The organism is Flavobacterium soyae, assembly GCF_045348165.1.
Classification (GTDB): domain Bacteria; phylum Bacteroidota; class Bacteroidia; order Flavobacteriales; family Flavobacteriaceae; genus Flavobacterium; species Flavobacterium soyae.
This window is the reverse complement of record NZ_CP150845.1, coordinates 3,636,929-3,659,931: the sequence shown is the minus strand read 5'-3', so window position 1 is coordinate 3,659,931 and position 23,003 is coordinate 3,636,929. Positions and strand designations below refer to the sequence as shown.

The following is a 23,003-nucleotide window of genomic DNA, read 5'->3' as shown; positions in this document are numbered from 1 at the left end:
ATTAATCCGCGATCATTTTGAAATGATTCGTTTTTGAGAGCTCCATAATTCTTGAAATCAATTCACTCCTTTTTTGAATGATATTTGGCAACTTGTTGAATTCCGGTGATAAAAGCATTTTTTGTAATTCAGCTTTCAGTTTTGATTGTGCTGGTATACTATCCCAAAATCCAGTTAGTTTTATTTCGGTTACGACTAAATTAAAAATGTGCTGTGTAAGATTTACATTTTGTGCTATTTCATCTTCGTTTAAAACTCGATTTTCAAACAATTCTGTTTTGAAAATACGGAATAAAGGCATTTGCTTTTTACGGTCCAGTCCATAAGTTTCCTCCTTTTCCCTATTTTTTATATTCTCACGAAGTTTTTCCAATTCTTCATAGATTGCCTTCCAATTTCCTTTGAAGTTTTCCAATATCTTTTCCAATGCTTCTGAGAATGATGCAAACAATTCTGGATCTTCATCCAAATTAATATCAATATAATGACGAATAGCATGTTCAACTTCAGCTGCTTTAGTTTTGGTGCGCTCTTTATTTTTTATATTTTTGAGAAAGTCATCAGCAATAATTGATATTGGTGCAATAGTTTGTTCAATCCCTCTTGATTTTAGAAACTCATCGGCAATTCCTCTTAACTTTGGCGGAATACCTTTCATACTGAAACGATTGTCTCTAAAATGTTTGTTTGCCAAAGCATTAATTTCTGTAAATGATTTCCAATCGGTAAAAAAGTCTAATGCTTCTTTTCTTGGTAAAACATTATTAAAACAAGTAGTTAGTGTATTGTATAGCTTGATGTATTCAAAACGAATATCTTCATCATAAAACACGTCAAAGAAAGCATCTATATCCGTTAAATCATCTAAATCTTGCTCTTTTAGATATTCCCAAATTTCATTGTGCACTTTTATTAAATTGTTTAATTCGGTTTCATCATCCGTAATACAATCGATGATTTCTTTTAATTCTTTTTCAGCATACGTATCCAATGCTCCTTTTAGATGATGGCCAACTCCGACATAATCGACTATAAAACCTCTGTCTTTTCCTTCTGGTCCAATTCTGTTAACCCTTGCAATAGTTTGCAGTAAATTATGTGCTACAATTACTCTATCCAAATACATTACTTGTTCTATTGGTGCGTCAAAACCTGTAAGCAACATATTATTTACGATAATAATACCCACATTTCCATTTACAGTTTTATCCTCTTCATCTGTTTTTCTATATGGTAATTTGAAACGTTTTATGCTTTTTTTATGGTATTCTCTATTTGTAAAAGCTTTTATATGCAAAGCATCGTTATGATTCCCTGAAATTACTACAGCAGTTTCCAATTGTTTTAGTACCTCAATATTTACCAACATTGGATTTAAAACCTTTAACTCAACTATTTTTGTTTTTAGAGCATCGTCTATAGCCACTTTATACCTAACACAAGCTTCTCGAGAATTGGCTACAATTTGCGCTTTAAATCCGCCTGAAAAGATATGTTCAACATAGTGATTTACCATATTTTCGGCTTTATCTTTGATCGTTTCTTTTGCGTCAAGATAAGCATCACGAGAACCATACCCTAAAATCTGTAACCGTTCCGTAAGCTCATACTCGCTGAAAACATCTGCAAATTTATCATCCATTCCTTTTTTATCCGGAATTTCAGCATTGTGAGTTAATCCTTCATAGACAATCTCTAATGTAACACCGTCATCAATCGCTTGACGCATCGTGTATTTGTCAATATAATCTTTGTATTTCTTTTCTGTTTTTCCAGTTGGAGTTCCTGTGAAACCTATTGAAGTTGCATTGGGTAATGCTTTGTCTAAATTGGCAGCTAATAATGAATATTGAGAACGGTGAGCCTCATCGGTCATTACTAAAATATTAGCACTTGGATTCAGTTCTGGGAATATTTGCAAACCACTTAAATCTCCATTTTCCTGAAATTTATGGATCATTGCCATAACTAAATCTGAATTATCAGTAGCTAATAATTCTTTTAAACTTTCACCGTTTGGAGTGGGTTTTGGATTTATAAAATTGGCCGTTTTTATGTTAAAACCAATGCTTCCGCCTGTTTCGGACAATTGTTCTTCTAATTGGGTTCTATCGGTAACAAAAACAATTTTCCAAGATAATAATTCGGGTTTTAAGCGCATTTCACGAACCATAAACATCATAGTCAATGATTTTCCCGAACCTTGTGTATGCCAAATAATTCCGCCACGTTCTAAAGGATTTTTCCCTTCAATTAAACGTTTTGTTGCTAATTTTACTGATCGGAATTGTTGGTAGCGTCCAACCACTTTTATTTTCTTGCCTTTGTCATCTATTTGAAAAACCGTAAAAACTTGAATGATGTCTAAAAGATTTCTCAAATCTAACATTCCGGCAACTAATCGTTGTTGGTCGTTAGGCGATGATTTTCCGTGAACTAAATCATTCAATGATTTTGGATAGGGATCAGTCCAACGGTAGAAATGTTTTTCGATGTTGGTTGTAATTGTTCCAAATTTTGCTTCTAAACTGCAGGTTGTGATTATGAATTGATTGTAGAAAAACAATTCTTTGTTTCCTTCTCCACTATCGCCACGTTGTTCAGAATAACGCAATAATTGGTCTATGGCTTCCGGAATTGGTTCTTTTACTTTTGATGATTTTGCTTCGACAACGACAATAGGTAGCCCATTTACGAATAAAACAATATCCGGAATAATATTATGGTCTGTGCCTGGAATACTTACTTTGAATTGAGATATTGCAGTAAAAATATTGTTTTCTACATTTTCAAAATCAATATAGCGAACTGTCGGGCTTACTTCCCCAGTTTCTTCATTTATAGAAACGGTCGTGTTTTCTAATAATAAGTCCAGGACTTTTTGATTGCTTTCTATTAAGCTGTTTTTTTCAAACGTAATCATTTTGCGAACCACATCGTCTAATTGTGGCTCGGTTAAGAAAGGATTAATCGTTTTTAAAGATTGACGCAATTTTGGTTTTAAAACCACCTCTGAAAAGGAAGTACGATAACTTTGTTGTGGCGTTTGTTGCAATGCTAATTCTAACACTTCGTTGTTGCCTGACGCCCAACCTAAATGTATTAATTGTTCCAAAAAAGGCTTTTCTACGTGTGAATACTCGTCTAATTTTAGACTTGACCCCAAATTACCCCTGTACTTGTTATCGTTAGTTACAATCATTGAATGCTTTTTAATTTATTAAATGCGTTACTCTTTTTTTACCTGATAATAGGTCTTTCATTAATCCTGTTTTATTAGCTTGGAGTTTTTCATTTTGAATTTTATAAAGATTTATAAAATTATTTAAGTATTCAATTTTATCAATTATTTTAATTTGCTCATTAATATCTCTAGGTACTAAAATAGGAAGACTTGATAAACTTTCCTTATTTAATTTAAATCTTCCTGCGCCTTGTCTCGTCAGATGAAATGTAATATCTCTATGAAAATAGAAATAATGAAGCCATTTAGTTGAACATATATGATTACCTTTTACTATATGAGCGTGATTACTAACATTGAATTTTCCATTAACTAAAATTGTTTGTTCTTGATTTTTCCATTTTAAAAAATGATCTCCATCTTCCCCAAAAAGAACAAATTCACCCTCAACATTATAAATGTTGATATTATCAATAATACCTGTTGCACCATAATATGGAAACTCCCCAATCATTTTGGCTCTTACTAATGCCGAAATTGGTTTTCTTTTATTATTATGCAATTCAATACATTTTCTTAATTCTAAACAATCCCATTCTTTTGGTATTCTGCCTAATGGGCTATCTTTAAACTCGTGTGTTTCTTCACTGCGAATATTACCTTTATCATCGATCCCTTTTGTCAATAAATCTTGTATTAATCCTGTTTTAATACGATTATATTTAGTAATAATTATTTTCGTTTCTGAAATCGCTTCATCAATTTTTGATAGTATTTCAGCAATTTTATTTTGCTCAATTGTTGACTTTGGAAATACAAATTCTAACTCTTTAACAACTTTAGCATTTAAATTACTTTGTGTCGTGTGAGCAGAATGTGATAAAATTGTATTTCTCTTTTCTAATAACAAATAGTATAAAAACTCAAGTGAAATTATTTTTTTCTTAGGTATTATATTCAAAATTGCTTGATTAGTAGCAACTTCAATTAAATTAATCCTTGGAACTCCCAATGTAGCATAAATTGAATACAACAATGAATATTTAGGAACTAACCAAGCAGAAGAATTAAGAAGACCTTTATTTGTTATTTTCTTTTGAGTTTTAGAAATGTATTTATTAGATTTTGATAAATCATCAATAGCTACAAATGGTATTTCGCCATTATAATATTCAAGATTGTCACTTTTTGGAGTTCCACCAGATTGAATTTTAGAAGCAAATTCAACAACTTGCTTTAAATGCCAACCATCAGGAATACTGTTATTTTCTTCCATCTTAATTCAAATAATTTAAAGCTGTTAGAAAATCATTTAACTCTTTCATTGTGTCGTTTCGGTCTTTCTCTATGTTATCTGCAGAAACAAAATATTTATCAAAAAGGTTTTCATACGCACCAATTAATGCTCGTTTTTCGGCATTCAAATATCGTTGCAATTGGTTATTAATGATATCAAAATGTTTTTTGACTATTAGTTTTTGAGCTTCATCAATAGTTATCTTACCACCAATTTCAGTTAACATGTTATCGAGCTTGCTTAATTTATTGGTAATAATGCCTTTGTCTTTGGTTAGTGCTGTAGTTTGTTTTGCTATTTCAGCAATTTGTTTTTTGGCTTCGATCACTTTAGATAATTGCAATAGAGTTTCTGCTACGTTTGTTTTATTAGCTTTTAATTCTTTTTCTAATTCTGTTACCGATTTTTTTATTTGTCCAAAATCAGTTGTATTTTTTAAATCGGCTTTGAAATCAACAATTAATTCTGATTTAGCATTATTCAGTTTATCCAATTCGGTATTTACTGTTTTTAACAGATTCAAGCTTTCTTCTTTTTCTTCTTCAGAACCGTAACGTTTTAGAATTAATTTCAATTCTAATTCTGCCTTTTTCAGTTTTAAAGTTGCTTTAATTTCCTTGATTTCGGTTTCAAGTTTTAATATGTCTTTATTGATTTCTTGAAATGGTTTTGCCTCATTGGGTTTCTTTTTTTCTTTAACCAAATAATCAATATTCTTCTTAATTTGCTCTTTTACTTTGGCATTGGTCACTTTTTCATCTTCCTCTGCTTCATACTCTAACAGACTTATTGCTTCTTCAATAGCTTCCTCTAAATTGGATTCTTTTTCGGATTGGCTTATTTCAAGGTTCTCAATTTCGGTTTGTTCCTTAGTGAAAAATTCGACAAAAAGGTATTCATCGGGAATAAGTCCGGCGTCCCAACCATTTTGCATAATCGTTTTTAGGTCATACTTGATATTATCCCACCAATTCACAAATACTCCTGCCACTTGAAATTTATCCAGTACACCAACAGGAACAAATTTTTCTTTGATGGTATCTAATAATTCCTTTCTAACTTTTGGAATTTTATCGCCACCAATAAAAATATATGCAGTCATTCCTTCTGACATTGAATTAGGTTGCACTATTTCTTGAACTGGCGCTAATGAAGAGAAATCTTCTTTGGCTAATTGCCACCAATCTGCCAAATGCAAACCTAAATTTACTAATGTTTTGACAACCTTTTTATCTTCTTCAATTTGAGTTTTAATTTGTGCCTTATCTGTTATTGCAAAGTCTTTGTACAGTTCATTTTTGTCTTTAAACAAAACACTGCCGTCATAATCGAACTTTTGACAAATAGAGTTTTGAACAGCTACTATTTCAGTAATTGGAATACCACCCACTAAATGTGCTTTTACATCTTCTGGTTCAGGTTCAGGTGTATTATCAACATATCGTCTAATATTTAAAGTAAATTCATTCTCCTCGATAGTTTTTAAATCAACTAACTTGGAATATTTAGGTTCTTCGACTTTATTGGTAAATACATAATCAATTTTTTCAATATCTTCCGGACGTAATGTATTCTGTTTTTTTCCTTCTGCAAAGTCTTTATCAGCATTAATGAAAAACACTTTATTTTTAAGATTATCCGGTTTATTCTTGTTTAGTACAATGATACAAGCCGGAATACCCGTTCCATAAAATAATTGAGGCGGTAAACTTATGATACCTTCAATTACATCAGCTTTCGGATGTAACATACCTTCTCTAATTTCCTTCTCTTTTCCACCTCTAAACAAAACTCCGTGAGGCATTACAACAACCACTTTACCGTTCTTTTTGCAACTTGCCAACATATGTTGTACAAACATAAAGTCGGCTTTTTTTCCATCTTCAGGAGCAAATCCATAAGGAAAACGAGATTGGTATTTCATCTCGGATTTTTTGTAATTTTGAGAAAACGGAGGATTTGCAATTACTCTGTCAAACTGAATTAATTTACCGTCTTTTACATTTAATGGATCTTCCAACGTATCACCATATTCAATAGTATATTTGGATATGTTGTGTAATATAATATTCATTTTACAAATAGCAACTACTGTCGGATCCATTTCCTGGCCAAACAATTCTAAATTATTTGCATCTTGTCCTTGCTCTTCAATGTACTGATGCGCTTGAATTAACATACCACCCGAGCCTGCTGTTGGGTCATAAATTGACATTCCTTCTTCCGGCTTCATCAATTGTACTAATAATCTAACTACTTGGTTAGGTGTGTAAAATTGGCCTCCTTTTTTGCCACCTTCATCAGCAAAATGTTTCAACAAGTATTCATAAGCGGCTCCTAGTAAATCAGGAAACTCAAAGTTTTCATTGATTAATGCAGGAAACGAATTGAAGTGCTCCAACATCTTGATAAGGTCACTGTTTTTTACAATTGCCTTACCATCCACCTCTTTGTTAAAATTAATTCTTCCTTTGAAAATACCCGATAATGTATCTGGGTTTGCCTCTTCAATTGCATCTAATGCTTTATTAAGCATTTGTCCAATATTGTTTTTCAAATACTTGATCGGAGGTTGTGAACCACCATTTTCGTCAACAAACCCTTCATTCCATCTTGCTCTTTTAGGAACAAAAAAGGTGTCTCCATAAGTTAATTTATCTTCTAAAATAATTGCAAGAGTTTCTTCGTCTAAATGTGCGTAATCTGTTTTTTTATACTGTCCTCTTTTTTGTTCAAATATATCGGACATTCTCTTTAGGAAAAGCATTCCAAATATAAATTCTTTGTATTCTGATGCGTCCATCTTACCTCTCAATATATCGGCTGCTTTCATTAAAAAGCCTTCAAGTTGTGAGAGTGTTATTTTATCGTTTTTCATTATAAATTTGAGGTTTTTCCAATCTGCTAATATACTAATTAGATTTTTAATGGATTTTAGGAAACATTATTTGATGATCAATGAATTAGTAAAGTGTACATCTAAAACATGTGTTCTATTTATAAATAAAAAACATTTTTAAGTATAGCGAAATAAATTTATAAAAAAAACTATCTTACATTTGAATATCTTTGCTTTAATTGTAAAGAATTAATAATAGTAATAAAATGGCATTATCACTAAGTGCGGAACAAAAGGAATTATTAAAAATTTTCAAAATTGAGGAACAATATGTTATTCCTCCATACCAAAGACCATATTCTTGGGAATACGATCATTGCTTCCAATTATATAATGATTTAGTAAAAGCATTTGATTCTAAACAAGATTATTTTATTGGTAATATTATTATTGCTAAAGCAAATAACAATAAGGAAACATTAGAAGTTGTAGATGGTCAACAAAGACTCATTACATCTATGCTTTTATTTAAAGTATTGTTTTTATTTCAACCTGAAATAAAAGTTTTACAACATCTTCTAGAAAAAGAAGACTGGGAAGGAACAAATACCGTTTCAAGAGTTAGATCTGATGTATTTGAAGCTAATGATGGAATATCATTAAGTGAAGTTTTAAAATATGACCTTAATAAAATTGAATCTCGTTACAGTACTGTTATTGATAAAAATGACAAACTGATTGAGAGACTTTGCAAAAGTAGATTTGAAGCAAACATTTTGTATTTTTATAATTGGGTTAAATTTTTCAAAGACAGACGTCAAGATTTAAAAGATTTTACTTCGTACATTCTTACTCAGGTCTATTTGTTACCAATTGAATTGAGTGGAAACACGCAAGATGAAGCTAACGAAAAAGCTCTAGTGATATTTGAAACTATTAATAATAGAGGTATGAATCTTGAAGATGCTGATATTTTTAAAGCAAAATTATATAATAAAGCAAAAAATATACAAGAAGAAAAGATCTTTATAGATTTATGGACAGATTTCAAAGCTAGCTGCGATAGTTTAAATTTAAATATTGATGATATTTTTAGATATTATTCCCATATAATTAGAGGAAAAGAGGGAATTACTCTAAGTGAAACCAACTTACGTGAATTTTTTATAAATGAAAAATTCTCTCCTTTAGAATTGAAAAAATATAAAGATGTCTTAGCAGATTTATTTAAAATTTTAGAAATCTTAGAAACATTAAACCAGGAAAAAATAAGATCAACTGAAACGGCAAAGTGGCTACAGATTATTGATGCATACACAAATCAGTACCCTAGATATGCAATTGTAAATTATTTATATGTTAATCAATTGACAATAGATGGTAGCTTTGATAATTTTTTAAAATCACTAATAAGATTTATTTTTTATCAAGGATCCACATCAACTGTAAAATTTGAAATTTATAATATTATTAAACAAACATCTTCAGGAATTACAATTGGATCCTATTTTAGAGAAGAAATTACATCTGAATATTTTAATTTTTTAGGACGATTAAAAAAGGGATTTGCATTATTAGCCTTTTATATAAATGAAGATCATGCTTTAACTAATTACAATATTGATAAAATTATCAATTTGAAAGATCAAAAAATGTTGTCTGAAGATTGGAAAGAAAAGGAATTAGCAGATATAATTGATAGTTTAGGTAACTTTTTGATACTAGATATTCCTAAAAAAAATATAGGCTTTAATAAAAAATCGCAATATTACAATTCTTCAAATATTCCAGAAATTAAGAATCTTTTTAGTAATGGAGACTTCACATATAATAATTTTAGAAGTAGAGATACTCTACTTAAAAATAGGCTAGTTAAATTTTTCAAAGAGTAATATTTATGGAAAAAATTAAGATTGAAAAATTTAAAGCATTTGAGAATGAAGTTATTCTTGAATTAAATAAAAAAAACCTTTTAGTATATGGCGAAAATGGCTCTGGGAAAAGTTCTCTTTATGAATCTATAAAAATATTATTTTTTAAACAAAAACTTGAATCTACACTCTCCGCATCTACTCCTGAAGATCTCGAACAATTAAAAAATCATTTATGGGAATCTTATAATAACAGAAATTCTAGTTCCGAATTTGAAATAGAATTGAACAATATTAGCCATAAAACTTTCTCAAAAGATGATTTTCAAGTTTTTATGATATCAATAGAAGAATTGATTATTGGCTCCAAACTAAATCTAAAAGAACTTTTAAATAATTGTTTTCTTGATATTACTAATGTAGATGATTTTTGTAATAATGAATTTGAAAATATACAAAATGGAGTTAATGAGAGTCTGACATTATTTATTGAAAGCATTTCTATCGAAATTGATAAGGAGGATGAATACTCAATTAAAATATATGATACCGGAAGAAGTTTAGAAACTAAATCGGATATCAAAAAATTTTTCAATGAGGCTAAACTTAATATAATAGTGCTGTTAATTTTACTTAATTCAATCGAAAAATCGAAAAATGGGACATTAAGTAAAGTTCTTGTACTAGATGATTTTATAACCAGCTTAGACATTTCAAATCGAACTTTTATTATTAGATATATTTTTGAAAAATTTCAGGATTTTCAGATATTAATATTTACCCACAATATTAGTTTTTACAATCTAATAATGTATGTTATTAATGAAAGTAATAATAGTTCAGCATGGATGTTTTCAAATCTTTACGAAATTAATAACAATCATAAATTTTATATTAAGAACGGAATAGAAAAGGTTCAAGATATAAAAAATGAATATAATAATTTGGCTATAATACCTAATGCTAACCTAGATGATATTGGAAATAGAATTAGAAAAAAATTTGAAATTCTTTTATATGAATATTCAAAATTAATAATGATAGGTGCAGTTGAAGACAGCAAAAAAATTCTTGAAAGAATAATGAAAGGGTTACCAGCGTATTTTCATAACAAAGAAACCGCTTCTGATTTAGTCAATAAGATAGAGATTATTTTAAGTGAAAACAACCCTATTAACTTAGCTCCAAGATTACAAACAAAAATTGATGAATTTAAATACGATGAATATCCAAACTTTCAAAAAATTGTAAAAGAATTAAAACTATATCAGAAAGTAACTATGCACCCAATGTCCCATGGCGTAATTGGCATGGGAACTTTTACTACGAAAGAAATAAAAAAATCAATTGAACTTTTAGAAAAAATGGAAAACTACCTTAAGGAATTAGTTGATAATAACGTAGCTACTGTTTAAGTTCTTTGTACTTTAACATAAAAAAGTTTGACATTTAAAAAGTCAAACTTTTTTTATTCTTTTTCTATATTAAATTCAAAACCAAACAATTCTTTTGGATGAATTTTTAAACCATTTGACAATTGCAAAATAGTAGATAGTTGGATATTAATCTCTCCTTTTTCAATCTTGCTGATATTGCTATGATCTATATCACATCGCTGAGCTAACTGTCTATAACTCAATTCCTGTTCTATTCTAAATTTTTCAACTTGTCTTCCAAATGCTATTTGAAAATCAGTCTTTTCTATACTCTTACTCATATTTTTTTTTCTATAAGCAATTTCAATAGAAACAAAAAAATAAGTGTGGGTTTTTAACACCACAAATAATATATTTGTTATATTTGCAACTAATTGTATACATTTGCGATTCTTCATAAAAATATATTGAAGCATTCGCTTAGAATCTCGACTTGAAAACTGGAAATTTAAAAAGGAACGAGAGGATAAGTAAGATGCTCACGCCTCTGGCGTGGGCTCACTTATTGTTCCTCGGTATTTCCAGTACCTCAAGTCAATAAGCTGAGTTCCACGCCTTTTTTTATGGCATAACTCTCCTATCATTCTTAGCTAAATTGCTTCTTTATTTTTTTAAGTTTTGCATGCAAAAAGTCCAACATTTAAAACTCATTGCCTATGCATTAAAAACTTTCATTATGGAATTAAACAGTAAACTTAATACATAAAAATGGCCCTCTATCTCGTCGCCAAACTAACATAGAGGACCATAGCCAATCAAACTAACGTTTAAACTAACCAATCCAATATTATGAATAATTTTTCATTTTACAAGGATGGAAGAGCTCTTTATTGCCTAATTTTTCTTGGCTTTATATTGTCTTTTTCATCACTTCATGCCAAAGATCCCAGACAGAATCTTACTTCAATCCTGCAGCAGCAGATTCAGGGTACAGTTACCGATGGAAGTAATCCCTTACCAGGTGTTACAGTCTCCATTAAAAACAAAAGTCATGTTGCCGCTATATCTGATTATAATGGTCATTATAACATTTCTGCCAGTGCTGATGAGGTTTTAATTGTTTCTTTTCTCGGATTTAAGACTGTATTGATTCCGATTGGAGGACGGACCACTATTGATATCAAACTTGAATACGATACCACAACACTGCAGGAAGTACGCGTAAATGCAGGATATTACTCGGTGAAGGAAAGCGAGCGTACAGGAAGTATTGCCCGGATTACGTCCAAAGATATTGAGACACAGCCAGTGTCCAACGTATTGGCTACGATGCAGGGGCGTATGGCAGGGGTTAATGTAGTGCAGCAGACCGGTATTCCCGGCAGCGGTTTCGATATCAGGATAAGGGGACAGAACAGCATACGCACAGATGCCAATGCACCGCTTTATATCATCGACGGAGTTCCGTATGCTTCCGATCCTATCGGATCTTATCAGACAGCTACGGCTTTTCCCTCTGTGGCCAGTCCGCTTAATAATATCAATACTGAAAACATTGAAAGCATCGAGGTATTAAAAGATGCCGATGCCACTTCAATTTATGGCTCCAAAGGAGCAAACGGCGTGGTCTTAATTACGACAAAAAAGGGAAAGAGAGGCAAAACCACTTTCACTGTGAATGCTTCCACCGGTGCCGCAACTGTTACCAGATACCTTAAACTTATGAATACCCAGCAGTATCTTGCGATGCGAAGACAGGCATTTATAAACGATGGAATTACCCAATATGGTGAAGCCGATTATGACGTAAACGGTACGTGGGACCAGAATCGTTATACCGACTGGCAGCGTGAACTTACTGGGGGAACAGCACAGATTTCCGATATACAGGCTACTATATCAGGGGGATCTGATAATACGCAGTTTCTTATAAGCGGGAATTCACATAGAGAATCGACAGTCTTTCCGGGAGATTTTCTTTATAAAAAAGCAGGAAGCCAGCTAAGCCTGAATCATCGTTCTGTGGACAATAAGTTTAAAATGACATTCTCAGGCTCTTATAATTTTCAGGACAACAATCAGCCATCGTTTGATTTTACTTATGACGCGCGCACGCTTCCCCCGAATGCCCCGGCTCTTTATGACTCCAACGGCCAGTTGAATTGGGAGAATGATACATGGCAGAACCCATTGGCAAATCTCAACACTAAATTTGAGTCGAAAACAAATGATCTGCTTGCCAATACTGTGATTTCTTATGAGCTGTGGCAAGGTTTTACAATCAAAAGCAGTTTAGGATATACTGATTTGGACACAAAAGAAACCCGAATCGTGCCTTCCACTATTTCTAATCCTATCTATAATGTCAGCAGCGCAACATCGGCCATTTATCTAAATAATACGCAGCGCAATTCCTGGATTATAGAACCTCAAATCAATTGGGTTAAGGAAGTTGGAGGCGGAAAACTTGATGCCTTGTTAGGATCCACATTTCAAAATCAGTCGACTGAAAAATTGTATCTGTCGGCAACTGGATTTACATCAAACAGTTTAATATACAATATCGCCGCGGCAAAAACTGTCAAAATTGTTCTTAATGATGAAAGTCTGTATAAGTATCAAGCCTTTTTTGGAAGGCTCAACTATAACTGGCAACAGAAGTATATTGTAAACCTTACTGCAAGAAGAGACGGATCCAGCAGGTTTGGACCCGGAAATCAATTTGCAAATTTCGGAGCAGCAGGAATTGCGTGGGTATTCTCTAATGAAAGTTTCCTAAAAAAATATTCATGGCTAAGTTTTGGAAAAATCCGCTCAAGTTACGGAACAACCGGAAGTGACCAAATCGGGGACTATCAGTTTCTTGATACTTATACAGTATCAAGTGCCATTTATGCTGGAAATACAGGATTGCAGCCTACTCGGCTGTATAATGCCGATTTTGGATGGGAAATCAACAAGAAATTAGAAGTAGCATTGGAGCTGGGTTTTCTGCATGACCGCATTTTTTTGACTGGTGCATTGTACCAGAACCGCTCTTCCAATCAATTAGTGGGAATTCCGCTTCCCGGCTCTACGGGATTTACGGTCATACAGTCTAATTTGGATGCAACAGTCGAAAATACAGGACTGGAACTGACCATGCGTACCCTGAATTTCAACAAGGGTTCTTTTAATTGGAGTACCAGTTTAAATGTAACCTTTGAGCACAACACCCTTCTAAAGTTTCCTGGGCTTGAAGGCTCTTCATACAGCCAGCAGTACAGAATTGGCCAGCCTCTCAATATTGAATTGCTGTACAGCTTCAATGGTGTGAATCCACAAAATGGCGTCTATAGTTTTGAGGATATAAATAAAGACGGAAAGATATCTTTTCCCGATGATCAGCAGATAATCGCAGACCTGAATCCGAAATATTACGGAGGAATCCAAAACCAGCTTAGTTATAAAGGCCTTGCACTTGATTTTTTATTTCAGTTCGTGAAACAAAAAAATTATAGCTATCCAATGGGAGCTGCAGGAATGATGTCCAATCAGCAGGCAAGAATGACAGACAGCTGGATCAGTGCTGAGGATCCTGGGCTGTATCAAATTTATACCACGGGGTCAAATAGTAGTGCGCTGACAGGATATAATCTCTTCTCACAGAGTACTGCTTCCATCGTAGATGCTTCCTATATCCGTCTAAAGAACATTGCACTTTCCTATGAACTCCCTTTAAATCTTAAGGAAACCAAATGCAAAATTATGCTGCAGGGCCAAAACCTGCTGACATTCACAAAATACGAGGATGGAGATCCGGAATTCAAGAGCTACGGCTTTCTGCCCCCTCTCAAAGTAATAACAGCCGGAGTTCAATTAACATTTTAATTTAAGAGAAATGAAAACAATAAATCCTATAGCTATAAAACTGATCTGTTTCTTTGTCCTGCTGCTGACAGAGTCCTGCGATTCATTTGTAGAAGTCGACTTGCCAAAGTCACAGCTCATCAATGAAACTGTTTTTGAAGATTATGCCACTGCAAGTGCAGCACTTACAGATATCTATTCCAACATTAGAACCAAAGGAGTCTTAACAGGAGCCAGCACCGGCATTTCCAACACGCTGGGCAATTATACAGACGAAATAATAAGCGTTGACAAACCCAATAATGCCAGCCTGCTTTTCTATAACAATGCCCTTCTGCCTTCCAATTCTAATGTCGCCCTGTACTGGAATGTATCATACAATCAGATCTATGCCGCAAATTCCATAATTGAAGGTGCTCAAAAAAGCAAAAACCTGACTACCGAACAGAAACAGCAGCTGCAGGGCGAGGCACTTTTTATTCGTGCACTTCTGCATTTTTACCTTGTCAATCTCTTTGGGGATATTCCCTACATTACTCAGACTGATTTTAAGCAGAACAGTATTGTAACGAGAATCCCTGTTCAGAAAATATATGAAATCATTATACATGATTTGGAAGATGCGGCTTCCCTTTTACCTGTAGATTACAACGGCAGCGAAAGAGTAAGACCCAATAAGTTCACAGTAAAAGCTCTGCTTTCCAGAGCTTATCTTTATAATAAATCCTATCCTGAAGCCGCAAATACAGCCTCGGCCGTCATCAACGAAGGTGCCATTTATAAGCTGGAGCCGGATATTGCAAAAGTATTTCTGCTTTCCTCAAAAGAAACGATCTGGCAGCTGCAGTCAGGAAACACAGGAGCCAATACGCTTGAAGCCTCATTTTTCACCTTTACAGCAGGGCCTCCTCCTCTGGTCTCTCTAAACAATAATCTGGTAAATTCATTTGGTGCCGGTGATCTTCGCAGATCAAGCTGGATAAAGGCCATTTCAAATAAAACCTCAACTTGGTATCACGCCTATAAGTACAAGGAAAATATTGCTACATCAGCTTCAAAAGAATATTCCATAGTTTTCCGGCTTGCCGAACAGTATCTTATCCGCGCAGAAGCACGAGCCCAGCAAGGAGAACTCATCGGCGCTAAAGAGGATTTGTCCAAAATCAGAAACCGTGCAGGCCTTAACAATACAACAGCAGTAAGTAAGGATGAGATCTTGGACGCCATTTTAAACGAAAGAAGGTGGGAACTCTTCACCGAGCGTGGTCATCGTTTTTTTGATCTTAAGAGAAACGGTGAACTCGACAATGTCTTGACGGGTTTAAAACTTGGATGGAACAGTGATGACCGCTTGTTTCCAATTCCACAAAGCGAACTAAGCACCAATCCTAACCTGCGTCCGCAAAATCCGGGCTATTAAATAAAACTTGTTATGTCAGCAAACTTTGAATACAGAAATAGTTTTACTCAGCGGTCCTGTCTGTTTTTGGATACAGGAATTTTATTTTTATTTTTTATTTTGCCATTAGTAGCCTGTCCCTTATGGGGACAGGCAGGGCAAAAAAAACATTTGAATCCTTCAGATTATCCCTTGTGGGGTCAAACACATCTGGATAGAATTTCACCTGATGAGAATTGGGCAAGTTATACAATGACCTACGAAAATGGCAACGATACGTTATTTGTCCAAAATATGACGAATAACAAAATCTATTCTTTTCCCCGCGGTGAGAATTCCGTCTTCACAAAAAACAGTTTTTTTATCTGTCAGATGGCAGCAGAAATAAGTGTATTAAATCTTAAGACAGCTTCGCAGAAGACAATCCGCAGTGTAAAACGATTCGAATATTGTGATGAGACAGGTAACCTGATTGTACTTATCCTAACTGCTGATAAAAAAAACAATCTCAAAATCTGGTCACTCGCAACAGGCATAGTCAAGGAAATTCAAAATGTAACTGATTTTTCGCTCAGCCCCTCTGGCCGTCAGCTGGTTTATGCAGTTTCTTCAAAAGATCAACTCACCGTCAATCTTATTGATCTCAGAAATTCTCAGCCACCAAAAACGATAGCTTCCAATAATAAAAATCATTATATCAGTCTTACTTGGCAGAGCACGGGCAAGGCATTCGCATTTCTAAGCCAGCCAGACCAAGGTATAATAACTTCACTTTTTTATTACGCCCTGAAGGAGAAAAAACTATATGAATTTAATACAGAGACCCGTTCTGATTTTCCCGATCAGACCGCTATTGTTTATGATCCCTATTACAAAATACGAATTTCAGATGACCTTAAGAACGTTTTTTTTGCAATCAAAAGACAAGCTGCTACATCCGGTACATTAGAAAAATCAATTGTTGAAATCTGGAATACTAATGATCAGTGGATTTATCCGTACAATGTAAGAATGGGGAATTTTGCAAATTCTTTGAAAATTGCGCTCTGGCAACCTCAGTCCGATCTTTTCACTCCTGTTTCGACTGCAGAAATTCCCAAGATCATGCTGACAGGAAATCTTCAAAATGCTGTCCTTTTTAATCCAAAGGACTATGAACCGCAGTTCCGTGACAGTGGTCCCAGTGATTTTTATATCATGAATCTCATGACATTTGAAAAAAAAGTTTTTTTGGAAAAACAATTTCGTCACAGCCGGTCTCCCCTCCCGTCTCCAACAGGAAAATATATAACCTATTTTAAGGAAGAAAACTGGTGGGCATATGATGTCCTTTTACAGACACATACGAATTTAACTGCTAAAATTGGTGTTAAATTCAAGTCAAAAAACCGGACTCTGGTACCCGAATCGACCTGCGGAAGTCCGGGCTGGAGCGTCAATGACAAAGAAATATTAATATATGACGAATTTGATATCTGGGCGGTTGCTCCTGATGGAAACAATTTTCGCAGGCTTACCCGCGGACGTGAATCAAAAATTATTTTTCGTATAGCAGAATTTCCGGGCAGACTTGGACTTAACAAAATTTACGATGGCATAAAAGCGGAAGTTTACGATTTAAATGACAGTCTGATGCTTCGTGCAGAAGGTGCAGATGGCAAGACAGGATATTTTAAATGGAAAACTGCCTCGGGTGCAGAACCAATCGTGTATGGAGACTTCTATGTTGATGAATTAACTTATGCCGAAAAAAAAGGAAAACTATTTTTCAGACAGCAGAAATATGATGTGCCGCCCCAATTAATGTTCGAGGCAGGCAAGGGAAAAATAATCCCTTTTTATAAAAGCAATCCGCAGCATCAAAAATATTTCTGGGGCTATTCTGAATTGTTTGATTATCAAAATTCCAAAAAGCAAAATCTTAAGGGTGTACTGTTATATCCTGCCAACTATGACCCAGCTAAAAAGTACCCAATGATTGTAAAAATTTATGAACTTCAATCTCAGGAACTTCATCTATATTCTAATCCGACATGGCAGAATGAAAGTGGCTTTAATGCTACACTCTTTACCTCAGCGGGCTATTTTGTATTGCTTCCTGATATCGTATACGAGAAGGAAAATCCCGGAATATCTGCCACTGAATGTGTTATATCAGCCACACAGAAAATGCTTGATTCAGGGAAGATAAATCCAGGGCAGATTGGGCTTATGGGGCATTCATGGGGAGGCTATGAAACCTCATTTATAGTATCGCAGACTAATCTGTTTTCGGCGGCAGTTCCCAGCGGGGCAATCACCGATCTTAACAGCTTTTATTTTACTGTCGGCCAGAGTTCAGGCAAACCTGATATGTGGCGCTTCGAAGATGAGGAATGGAATATGGGAAAAACACCATTTGAAGCACCGCAGTCTTATGCTCGCAATTCCCCTTTGGTGCATGCAGAAAAAGTTACAATCCCTTTGCTTTTATGGACAGGCAAAGATGACAAGCAGGTTGATACTCATCAAAGCAAGGAATACTATCTGGCACTTCGAAGACTTGGAAAAAAAAGCGTTATGCTGCTATATCTAAATGAAGGTCATGTCATTATCGATCCTTCCGCACAAAAAGATATTACAGTCCGTATACTGCAATGGTTTGACTATTTCCTAAAGAATGAAAAAACAAGTCAATGGATCACAGATAGTATGATGTGATTTACTTAATAACAAAACAAATGCAGTTCCATTTTGTGGAACTGCATTTTCAAATAACAGAATCAAATATGTGATAACATACCTAATTAGGTTTAAACAATGGTTCAGCGCAAATGTTGCTGTCCTCCGGTTTATCATATGCAATTGCACCTGTATCACCTGATACGCGGCAAAGCTGTTGTTTGGGAGTTGTATCACAGTCAACCGGGACTGTTGAACATTCATTTTGACTATTTCTTGTGAATCCATCTTTTGGATCAAGTGTGGAAGCGCTTTGCATAGATGTAGTCATAAATGCACCTCCGACCGCCATTGCAATTACTGCAGCTGGCAGCATGTTTTTTAAATTTAACGTTTTCATAATTGTATTTTTTAAGTTAAAATAGGATCTGCTTTTTTTTACAGGAGTTCGATCTTTTTCTCCTGAAACGGGCCCGTTTATCTTTCTATTATAAATGAAATTCAAATAGATTTTATTTCTTTTCTCAGTGCGTCTCTCAATTCATAGACAACCAAATCATTTCCTATTATTGCATACAGATGTGTGTCGGTAAAAAGTAGCGAATCCAATTTATTGCTGCTGGTATGATAGATTGGAAAACTGAATAAATAGGTGTTTTTATTTAGGTCATACACGTCTATTACAAATGATTTCTCCCTCAGTGTTTTATTCTCATACCTGCCTTTTGCAGTGGAATGAACATAAAGCAGATTCTGCCACACTGCTGCATGAGGATTAATGGCATAGGAAGGAGATGACATCGCATATTGGGTTCCATTCTTAAGTGTTGAAACCTTTATCTTCGCATGCTTTGTAGTATCTATTGTGTTGCCTCTGAAACTTAGAAGACCGGATTTATCTGCAACTACATATTCATTGCGGTAATAATAGACATAAATAATTTTGTGCATTTTTTCACTGTAAAGCAATGTTCCGTCAGTATCAAAAATACCGTCAATCTGCTTCTGCAGAAGTTTCTTATTATAATTTATGGAAGGCGTCTGCGCCGAGGTATATACACCAAGTACACTAGTCAACTTTCTACCGTTATTGGATCTGAAAACAATATTAGTGCTATCAAGTGGTACAGCTCTATTAAAATATGGAGTGCCCTTGAGTTCTTTATTAATCTTCCAGTCCGTTAAACTACCCCTGAAAATTTTAGGTACGCTTCCGTCGACAAGATAAAAAAATGAATCTCTTACGGCAGTAGTAACAATTTTAAAGGGTATATCTTTTGGATCAAATTGTATATTTTTAACCTGCCAATCACCCAAATTTTCATTCAGAGATATGATTTTGGAGGGCGTAGAATAATTCCCAAGATATAATCTTTTGTTGCTGAAGCCTGCAAAATAAAATGAATTGAATTTTAGGTCGATCGCATTTGAGAACTCTGCAGGATGCGGAGGAAAACGTCTTATAAAAGGGTTTTCATTGTGCATAATATTCTCAGAAGACAAAAACAAAATGACTACTGCCAATGTGCTGAAAGCCGTTATGGCTGTCAGTCCTTTAAACGTTTTTGAATATCTTACTCTGGCGGTATTTGTTTGTTTTATCCGCATATTTAACAATATTGCCGCCACTGCAAGAATAACAAAGGCTATATTAAAAAGCAGGTGTATGTTCCAGCTCATTTTTTCTAATATACCACCGCAGGAACAGGGAACAAAAGAACTGTAATGCAGTACAATAAAAATATAAACGGTAAACATAATCATCAGGCTGAATGAAGCCCACAAACCAATATTTCGAAATTTTGGAATCACCAGCAGTATTGCTATCAGCAGTTCAATTATGGGAACAAGCCACGCTATCCAGGATGCAAATACACTTAATAGCGGAGACTGTCCCACTTGAATCTGAAAATTCTCAAAGTCAAGAATCTTTGCGATCGCAGCATAGACGAATAATAAAACAAACAATAGGCTGACTGTTTCTATAAAAACACTTTTAAAATCGAATCGTAGTTTCATAATCAAAAAGTTTATAATATTCCTATTTCGAGAATGCTGGCAAAAGCAAAAAAGATCATTAGCAAATGTAGAGGTGTTATTTTGAACCGAGGTTATCAAAAACGTGCCAAAAGTTTTAAAAAACGTGCCGATTTCGTACAGAAATACTGACATGAGAAAAGCGCTTAACAAATAGTTTTTATCTATTAAGCGCTCATCGTTTTTAGAATGCTCCTTTCTTTCTTAGAGACTTCCGCTGAGTGTTATCAGCTTTTGATTCAGTTCCACAAGTCCTGCTTTCTGCAGGCATTCTTCGGAAAGATTTTTGAGGTCCGAGATTCCTTGCTCCGAGATTCCGGCCAGCAGTCCTGAATCTTCGGTTTTTGGATCCAGCCCTTTACTGATGACATGGCTCAGCAGCAATACATTTTTTCGTGAAATTTTCAAATCAATCTTCACCAGCTCACTCATTCCAGGGGTACTCAGTACAGTATCATATACCTTGGTAACTTCATTTTTTGTAATCATAATTTCAACGTTTTTTAGATTAATACTATTGATGTAAAAATAAGAAGCTCACTTGAGTTTATTCACTTCAAAATCTGGCGATGATTGCCCGGCATTTCTGCCTTGCCTACATTCGTACTTTAATTTATAAGTTGAGGATCTCTTTACAGAATTTCTAAGGTGTCCTATGACTCATAATTCTTTTACCCATTCTTTGAAGAAGCTGAAAGACTGCAACGTTCCTGCAGTCGGCCAGATGTCCGGTTGTATCACAACCGCTATCTGGCTGCCCATTGGCTCGAAACTCGCCGGCAGAGACATTTTAAGGAAAATATTGTAGTAGACATGAAAATGAAACATGATGAAAGAGGAAAATACAAACCGTACCCAATGGATTCATCTGCGCCTGACAACAGATGAAAAGAACCTTCTGCAAAGGAGATTTGAAAAATCACTCTGTCCCAAACTCAGTGATTTTGCCAGAAAAAATATGCTTGGAAAACCAGTTATTTTAAAATACAGAAACCAGTCTGTTGATGATTTTATTTTAGAGATCAGCAGGCTCAGATCCGATCTGAATGCGGTCGGAAACAATTATAACCAGATGGTAAAAAAGCTTCATACCCTCCAGCAGAATTCTGAATTCAAGGAGTGGATTTCTTCATCTCAGGGCCAGTGTGAAATGCTTTTTGATTCCATTGAAAAAATAAAAAACTGTGTATTAAAACTCGCTGAAAAATGGTTGCAGTAATTAAGACCGGACACTCTGTTAGAAGGATATTTCATTACAACGAAAACAAAGTTTCTCTTGGTGATGCCCTATGCATTGGTGAAAAAAATTATCCCGCAGACCATGAGAAGTTGAGCAGTTCGCTAAAAATAAATATGCTTCTGAATCAATTGGAATTAAATGAAAATGTCAAGCGCGGAAGTGTTCATATATCCCTTAATTTTCATCCCTTAGAGAAAGATCTGAACCCAGAAAGATTGATGAATATCGCCAATACTTATATGGTTGAAATCGGATTCAGCGACCAGCCATTTCTGGTCTATCAGCACTTTGATGCAGCACATCCGCACATTCATATAATTTCAATAAAAGTAAAACCAGACGGCAGAAGAATTGATATGCAGAATATTGGGCGCAACCAGTCTGAGAATGCCCGTATAAAAATTGAAAAGGATTTTAATCTCATAAAAGCACAAGGACAGGAAAAGCAGGTCGATTACAGCTTAGAGCCTATAAACCCCTCAATAGTAAGTTATGGAAAAATCCAGTCCAAAAAAGCAGTTGCCAAGGTACTGGATTTTGTACTGAATACCTATCAGTATAAAAGCCTTCCGCATCTTAATGCAGTCCTGAACCTTTACAATGTAATGGCAGACCGCGGCTCTGAAAGTTCACGTGTTTTTAAAGGCGGAGGCCTGGTTTACCGCATTGTGGATAAAGATGGCAAACAGATCGGTGTTCCTATTAAAGCCAGCGATTTTTATAACAAGCCAACCCTTAGGTTCCTTGAGGGAAAATTTGAAGAAAACAGGATTAAGAATTCGAGACCTGGTCTTAGAATAAAAAATGAGGTACGTTCTGTATTTCAATCAGAAACACCATCTCTGCAGGAACTAGCACTGGCTCTGGAATCCCACGGAATTACACTGGTTCAAAGGCTTGCCCAAAATGGTTCATTGTATGGTCTTACGTATATAGACCATGTTTCAAAACAGGTTTGCAACGGAAGCGAACTGGGAAAAGAATTCTCTGCTGCAGCTGTACTGCAGGGTTGTAGAAACACGAAAGCAGATTTTTTAAATACTGCTTTTACATCTGAATTTCTAAAAAATCCTGCGGTCAAAATCCTTTTGGAAATACAGGACATTCTGGTTTCAAAAAACCTATCTCCACAGCCATTGCAGGAATTTATCAGCAGTCTCTTTGAAAAGGAATATCCCGGCAGTTATCTTCCTGCGGCACTGAGGAAAAAAAAGAAAAGAAGAAAAAGAAAGGGTCTTTCAAATAATTAA

Annotated in this window: 14 protein-coding genes; 7 read left to right on the top strand and 7 right to left on the bottom strand. The window is 34.6% G+C overall.

Annotation, left to right across the window (positions count from 1 at the left end; all coding sequences use genetic code 11):
• Position 1 precedes the first annotated feature (1 nt).
• From AABD74_RS15615 to AABD74_RS15605, 3 genes are read right to left on the bottom strand one after another with little or no spacing between them, the layout of a single operon-like run.
• Positions 2-3,202, bottom strand: coding sequence for a type I restriction endonuclease subunit R (locus AABD74_RS15615; protein ID WP_406843496.1), 3,201 nt, complete (start codon positions 3,200-3,202; stop codon positions 2-4).
• Between the two features lie 10 nt (positions 3,203-3,212).
• Positions 3,213-4,460, bottom strand: a complete 1,248-nt coding sequence (locus AABD74_RS15610; RefSeq protein WP_406843495.1) for a restriction endonuclease subunit S — start codon at positions 4,458-4,460, stop codon at positions 3,213-3,215.
• A 1-nt stretch (position 4,461) separates the two neighbouring features.
• Complete coding sequence (locus tag AABD74_RS15605; RefSeq protein ID WP_406843494.1) at positions 4,462-7,359, bottom strand: N-6 DNA methylase; 2,898 nt, start codon at positions 7,357-7,359, stop codon at positions 4,462-4,464.
• Positions 7,360-7,586: 227 nt separating this feature from the next.
• Here AABD74_RS15605 and AABD74_RS15600 point away from each other — a divergent pair, with 227 nt between their 5' ends.
• Both AABD74_RS15600 and AABD74_RS15595 read left to right on the top strand, forming a co-directional pair.
• Complete coding sequence (locus AABD74_RS15600) at positions 7,587-9,212, top strand: DUF262 domain-containing protein (RefSeq protein ID WP_406843493.1); 1,626 nt, start codon at positions 7,587-7,589, stop codon at positions 9,210-9,212.
• Between the two features lie 5 nt (positions 9,213-9,217).
• Complete coding sequence (locus AABD74_RS15595) at positions 9,218-10,606, top strand: hypothetical protein (RefSeq protein WP_406843492.1); 1,389 nt, start codon at positions 9,218-9,220, stop codon at positions 10,604-10,606.
• 53 nt (positions 10,607-10,659) lie between these two features.
• Here AABD74_RS15595 and AABD74_RS15590 read toward each other — a convergent pair whose 3' ends face one another.
• Positions 10,660-11,025: a helix-turn-helix domain-containing protein gene (locus AABD74_RS15590; RefSeq protein ID WP_406843491.1), complete on the bottom strand. Its 366-nt coding sequence runs from the start codon at positions 11,023-11,025 to the stop codon at positions 10,660-10,662.
• A gap of 391 nt (positions 11,026-11,416) precedes the next feature.
• Between AABD74_RS15590 and AABD74_RS15585 the strand changes: the two genes are divergently transcribed.
• From AABD74_RS15585 to AABD74_RS15575, 3 genes are read left to right on the top strand one after another with little or no spacing between them, the layout of a single operon-like run.
• Positions 11,417-14,437: a SusC/RagA family TonB-linked outer membrane protein gene (locus AABD74_RS15585; RefSeq protein WP_406843490.1), complete on the top strand. Its 3,021-nt coding sequence runs from the start codon at positions 11,417-11,419 to the stop codon at positions 14,435-14,437.
• A 10-nt stretch (positions 14,438-14,447) separates the two neighbouring features.
• Positions 14,448-15,836, top strand: coding sequence for a RagB/SusD family nutrient uptake outer membrane protein (locus tag AABD74_RS15580; RefSeq protein ID WP_406843489.1), 1,389 nt, complete (start codon positions 14,448-14,450; stop codon positions 15,834-15,836).
• A 12-nt stretch (positions 15,837-15,848) separates the two neighbouring features.
• Positions 15,849-18,515 (top strand): prolyl oligopeptidase family serine peptidase, encoded by a 2,667-nt coding sequence (locus tag AABD74_RS15575; protein ID WP_406843488.1) that lies wholly within the window; start codon positions 15,849-15,851, stop codon positions 18,513-18,515.
• An 82-nt stretch (positions 18,516-18,597) separates the two neighbouring features.
• Here the strand turns inward: AABD74_RS15575 and AABD74_RS15570 are convergent, their stop codons facing one another.
• The 3 genes from AABD74_RS15570 to AABD74_RS15560 all read right to left on the bottom strand — a co-directional run bounded on the left by AABD74_RS15570 (position 18,598) and on the right by AABD74_RS15560 (position 21,002).
• Entirely contained in the window at positions 18,598-18,876 is a 279-nt protein-coding gene (locus AABD74_RS15570; RefSeq protein WP_406843487.1) for a DUF6520 family protein, read from the bottom strand.
• Between the two features lie 101 nt (positions 18,877-18,977).
• Positions 18,978-20,495 carry a MauE/DoxX family redox-associated membrane protein gene (locus AABD74_RS15565; RefSeq protein ID WP_406843486.1) on the bottom strand — a complete coding sequence of 506 codons (1,518 nt, stop codon included), beginning with the start codon at positions 20,493-20,495 and terminating at the stop codon, positions 18,978-18,980.
• A 222-nt stretch (positions 20,496-20,717) separates the two neighbouring features.
• Complete coding sequence (locus AABD74_RS15560) at positions 20,718-21,002, bottom strand: hypothetical protein (protein WP_406843485.1); 285 nt, start codon at positions 21,000-21,002, stop codon at positions 20,718-20,720.
• A gap of 337 nt (positions 21,003-21,339) precedes the next feature.
• Between AABD74_RS15560 and AABD74_RS15555 the strand changes: the two genes are divergently transcribed.
• Both AABD74_RS15555 and AABD74_RS15550 read left to right on the top strand, forming a co-directional pair.
• Positions 21,340-21,732 carry a plasmid mobilization protein gene (locus tag AABD74_RS15555; RefSeq protein WP_406843484.1) on the top strand — a complete coding sequence of 131 codons (393 nt, stop codon included), beginning with the start codon at positions 21,340-21,342 and terminating at the stop codon, positions 21,730-21,732.
• Positions 21,720-23,003, top strand: coding sequence for a relaxase/mobilization nuclease domain-containing protein (locus AABD74_RS15550; RefSeq protein ID WP_406843483.1), 1,284 nt, complete (start codon positions 21,720-21,722; stop codon positions 23,001-23,003). The genes AABD74_RS15555 and AABD74_RS15550 overlap by 13 nt, the downstream gene beginning before the upstream one ends.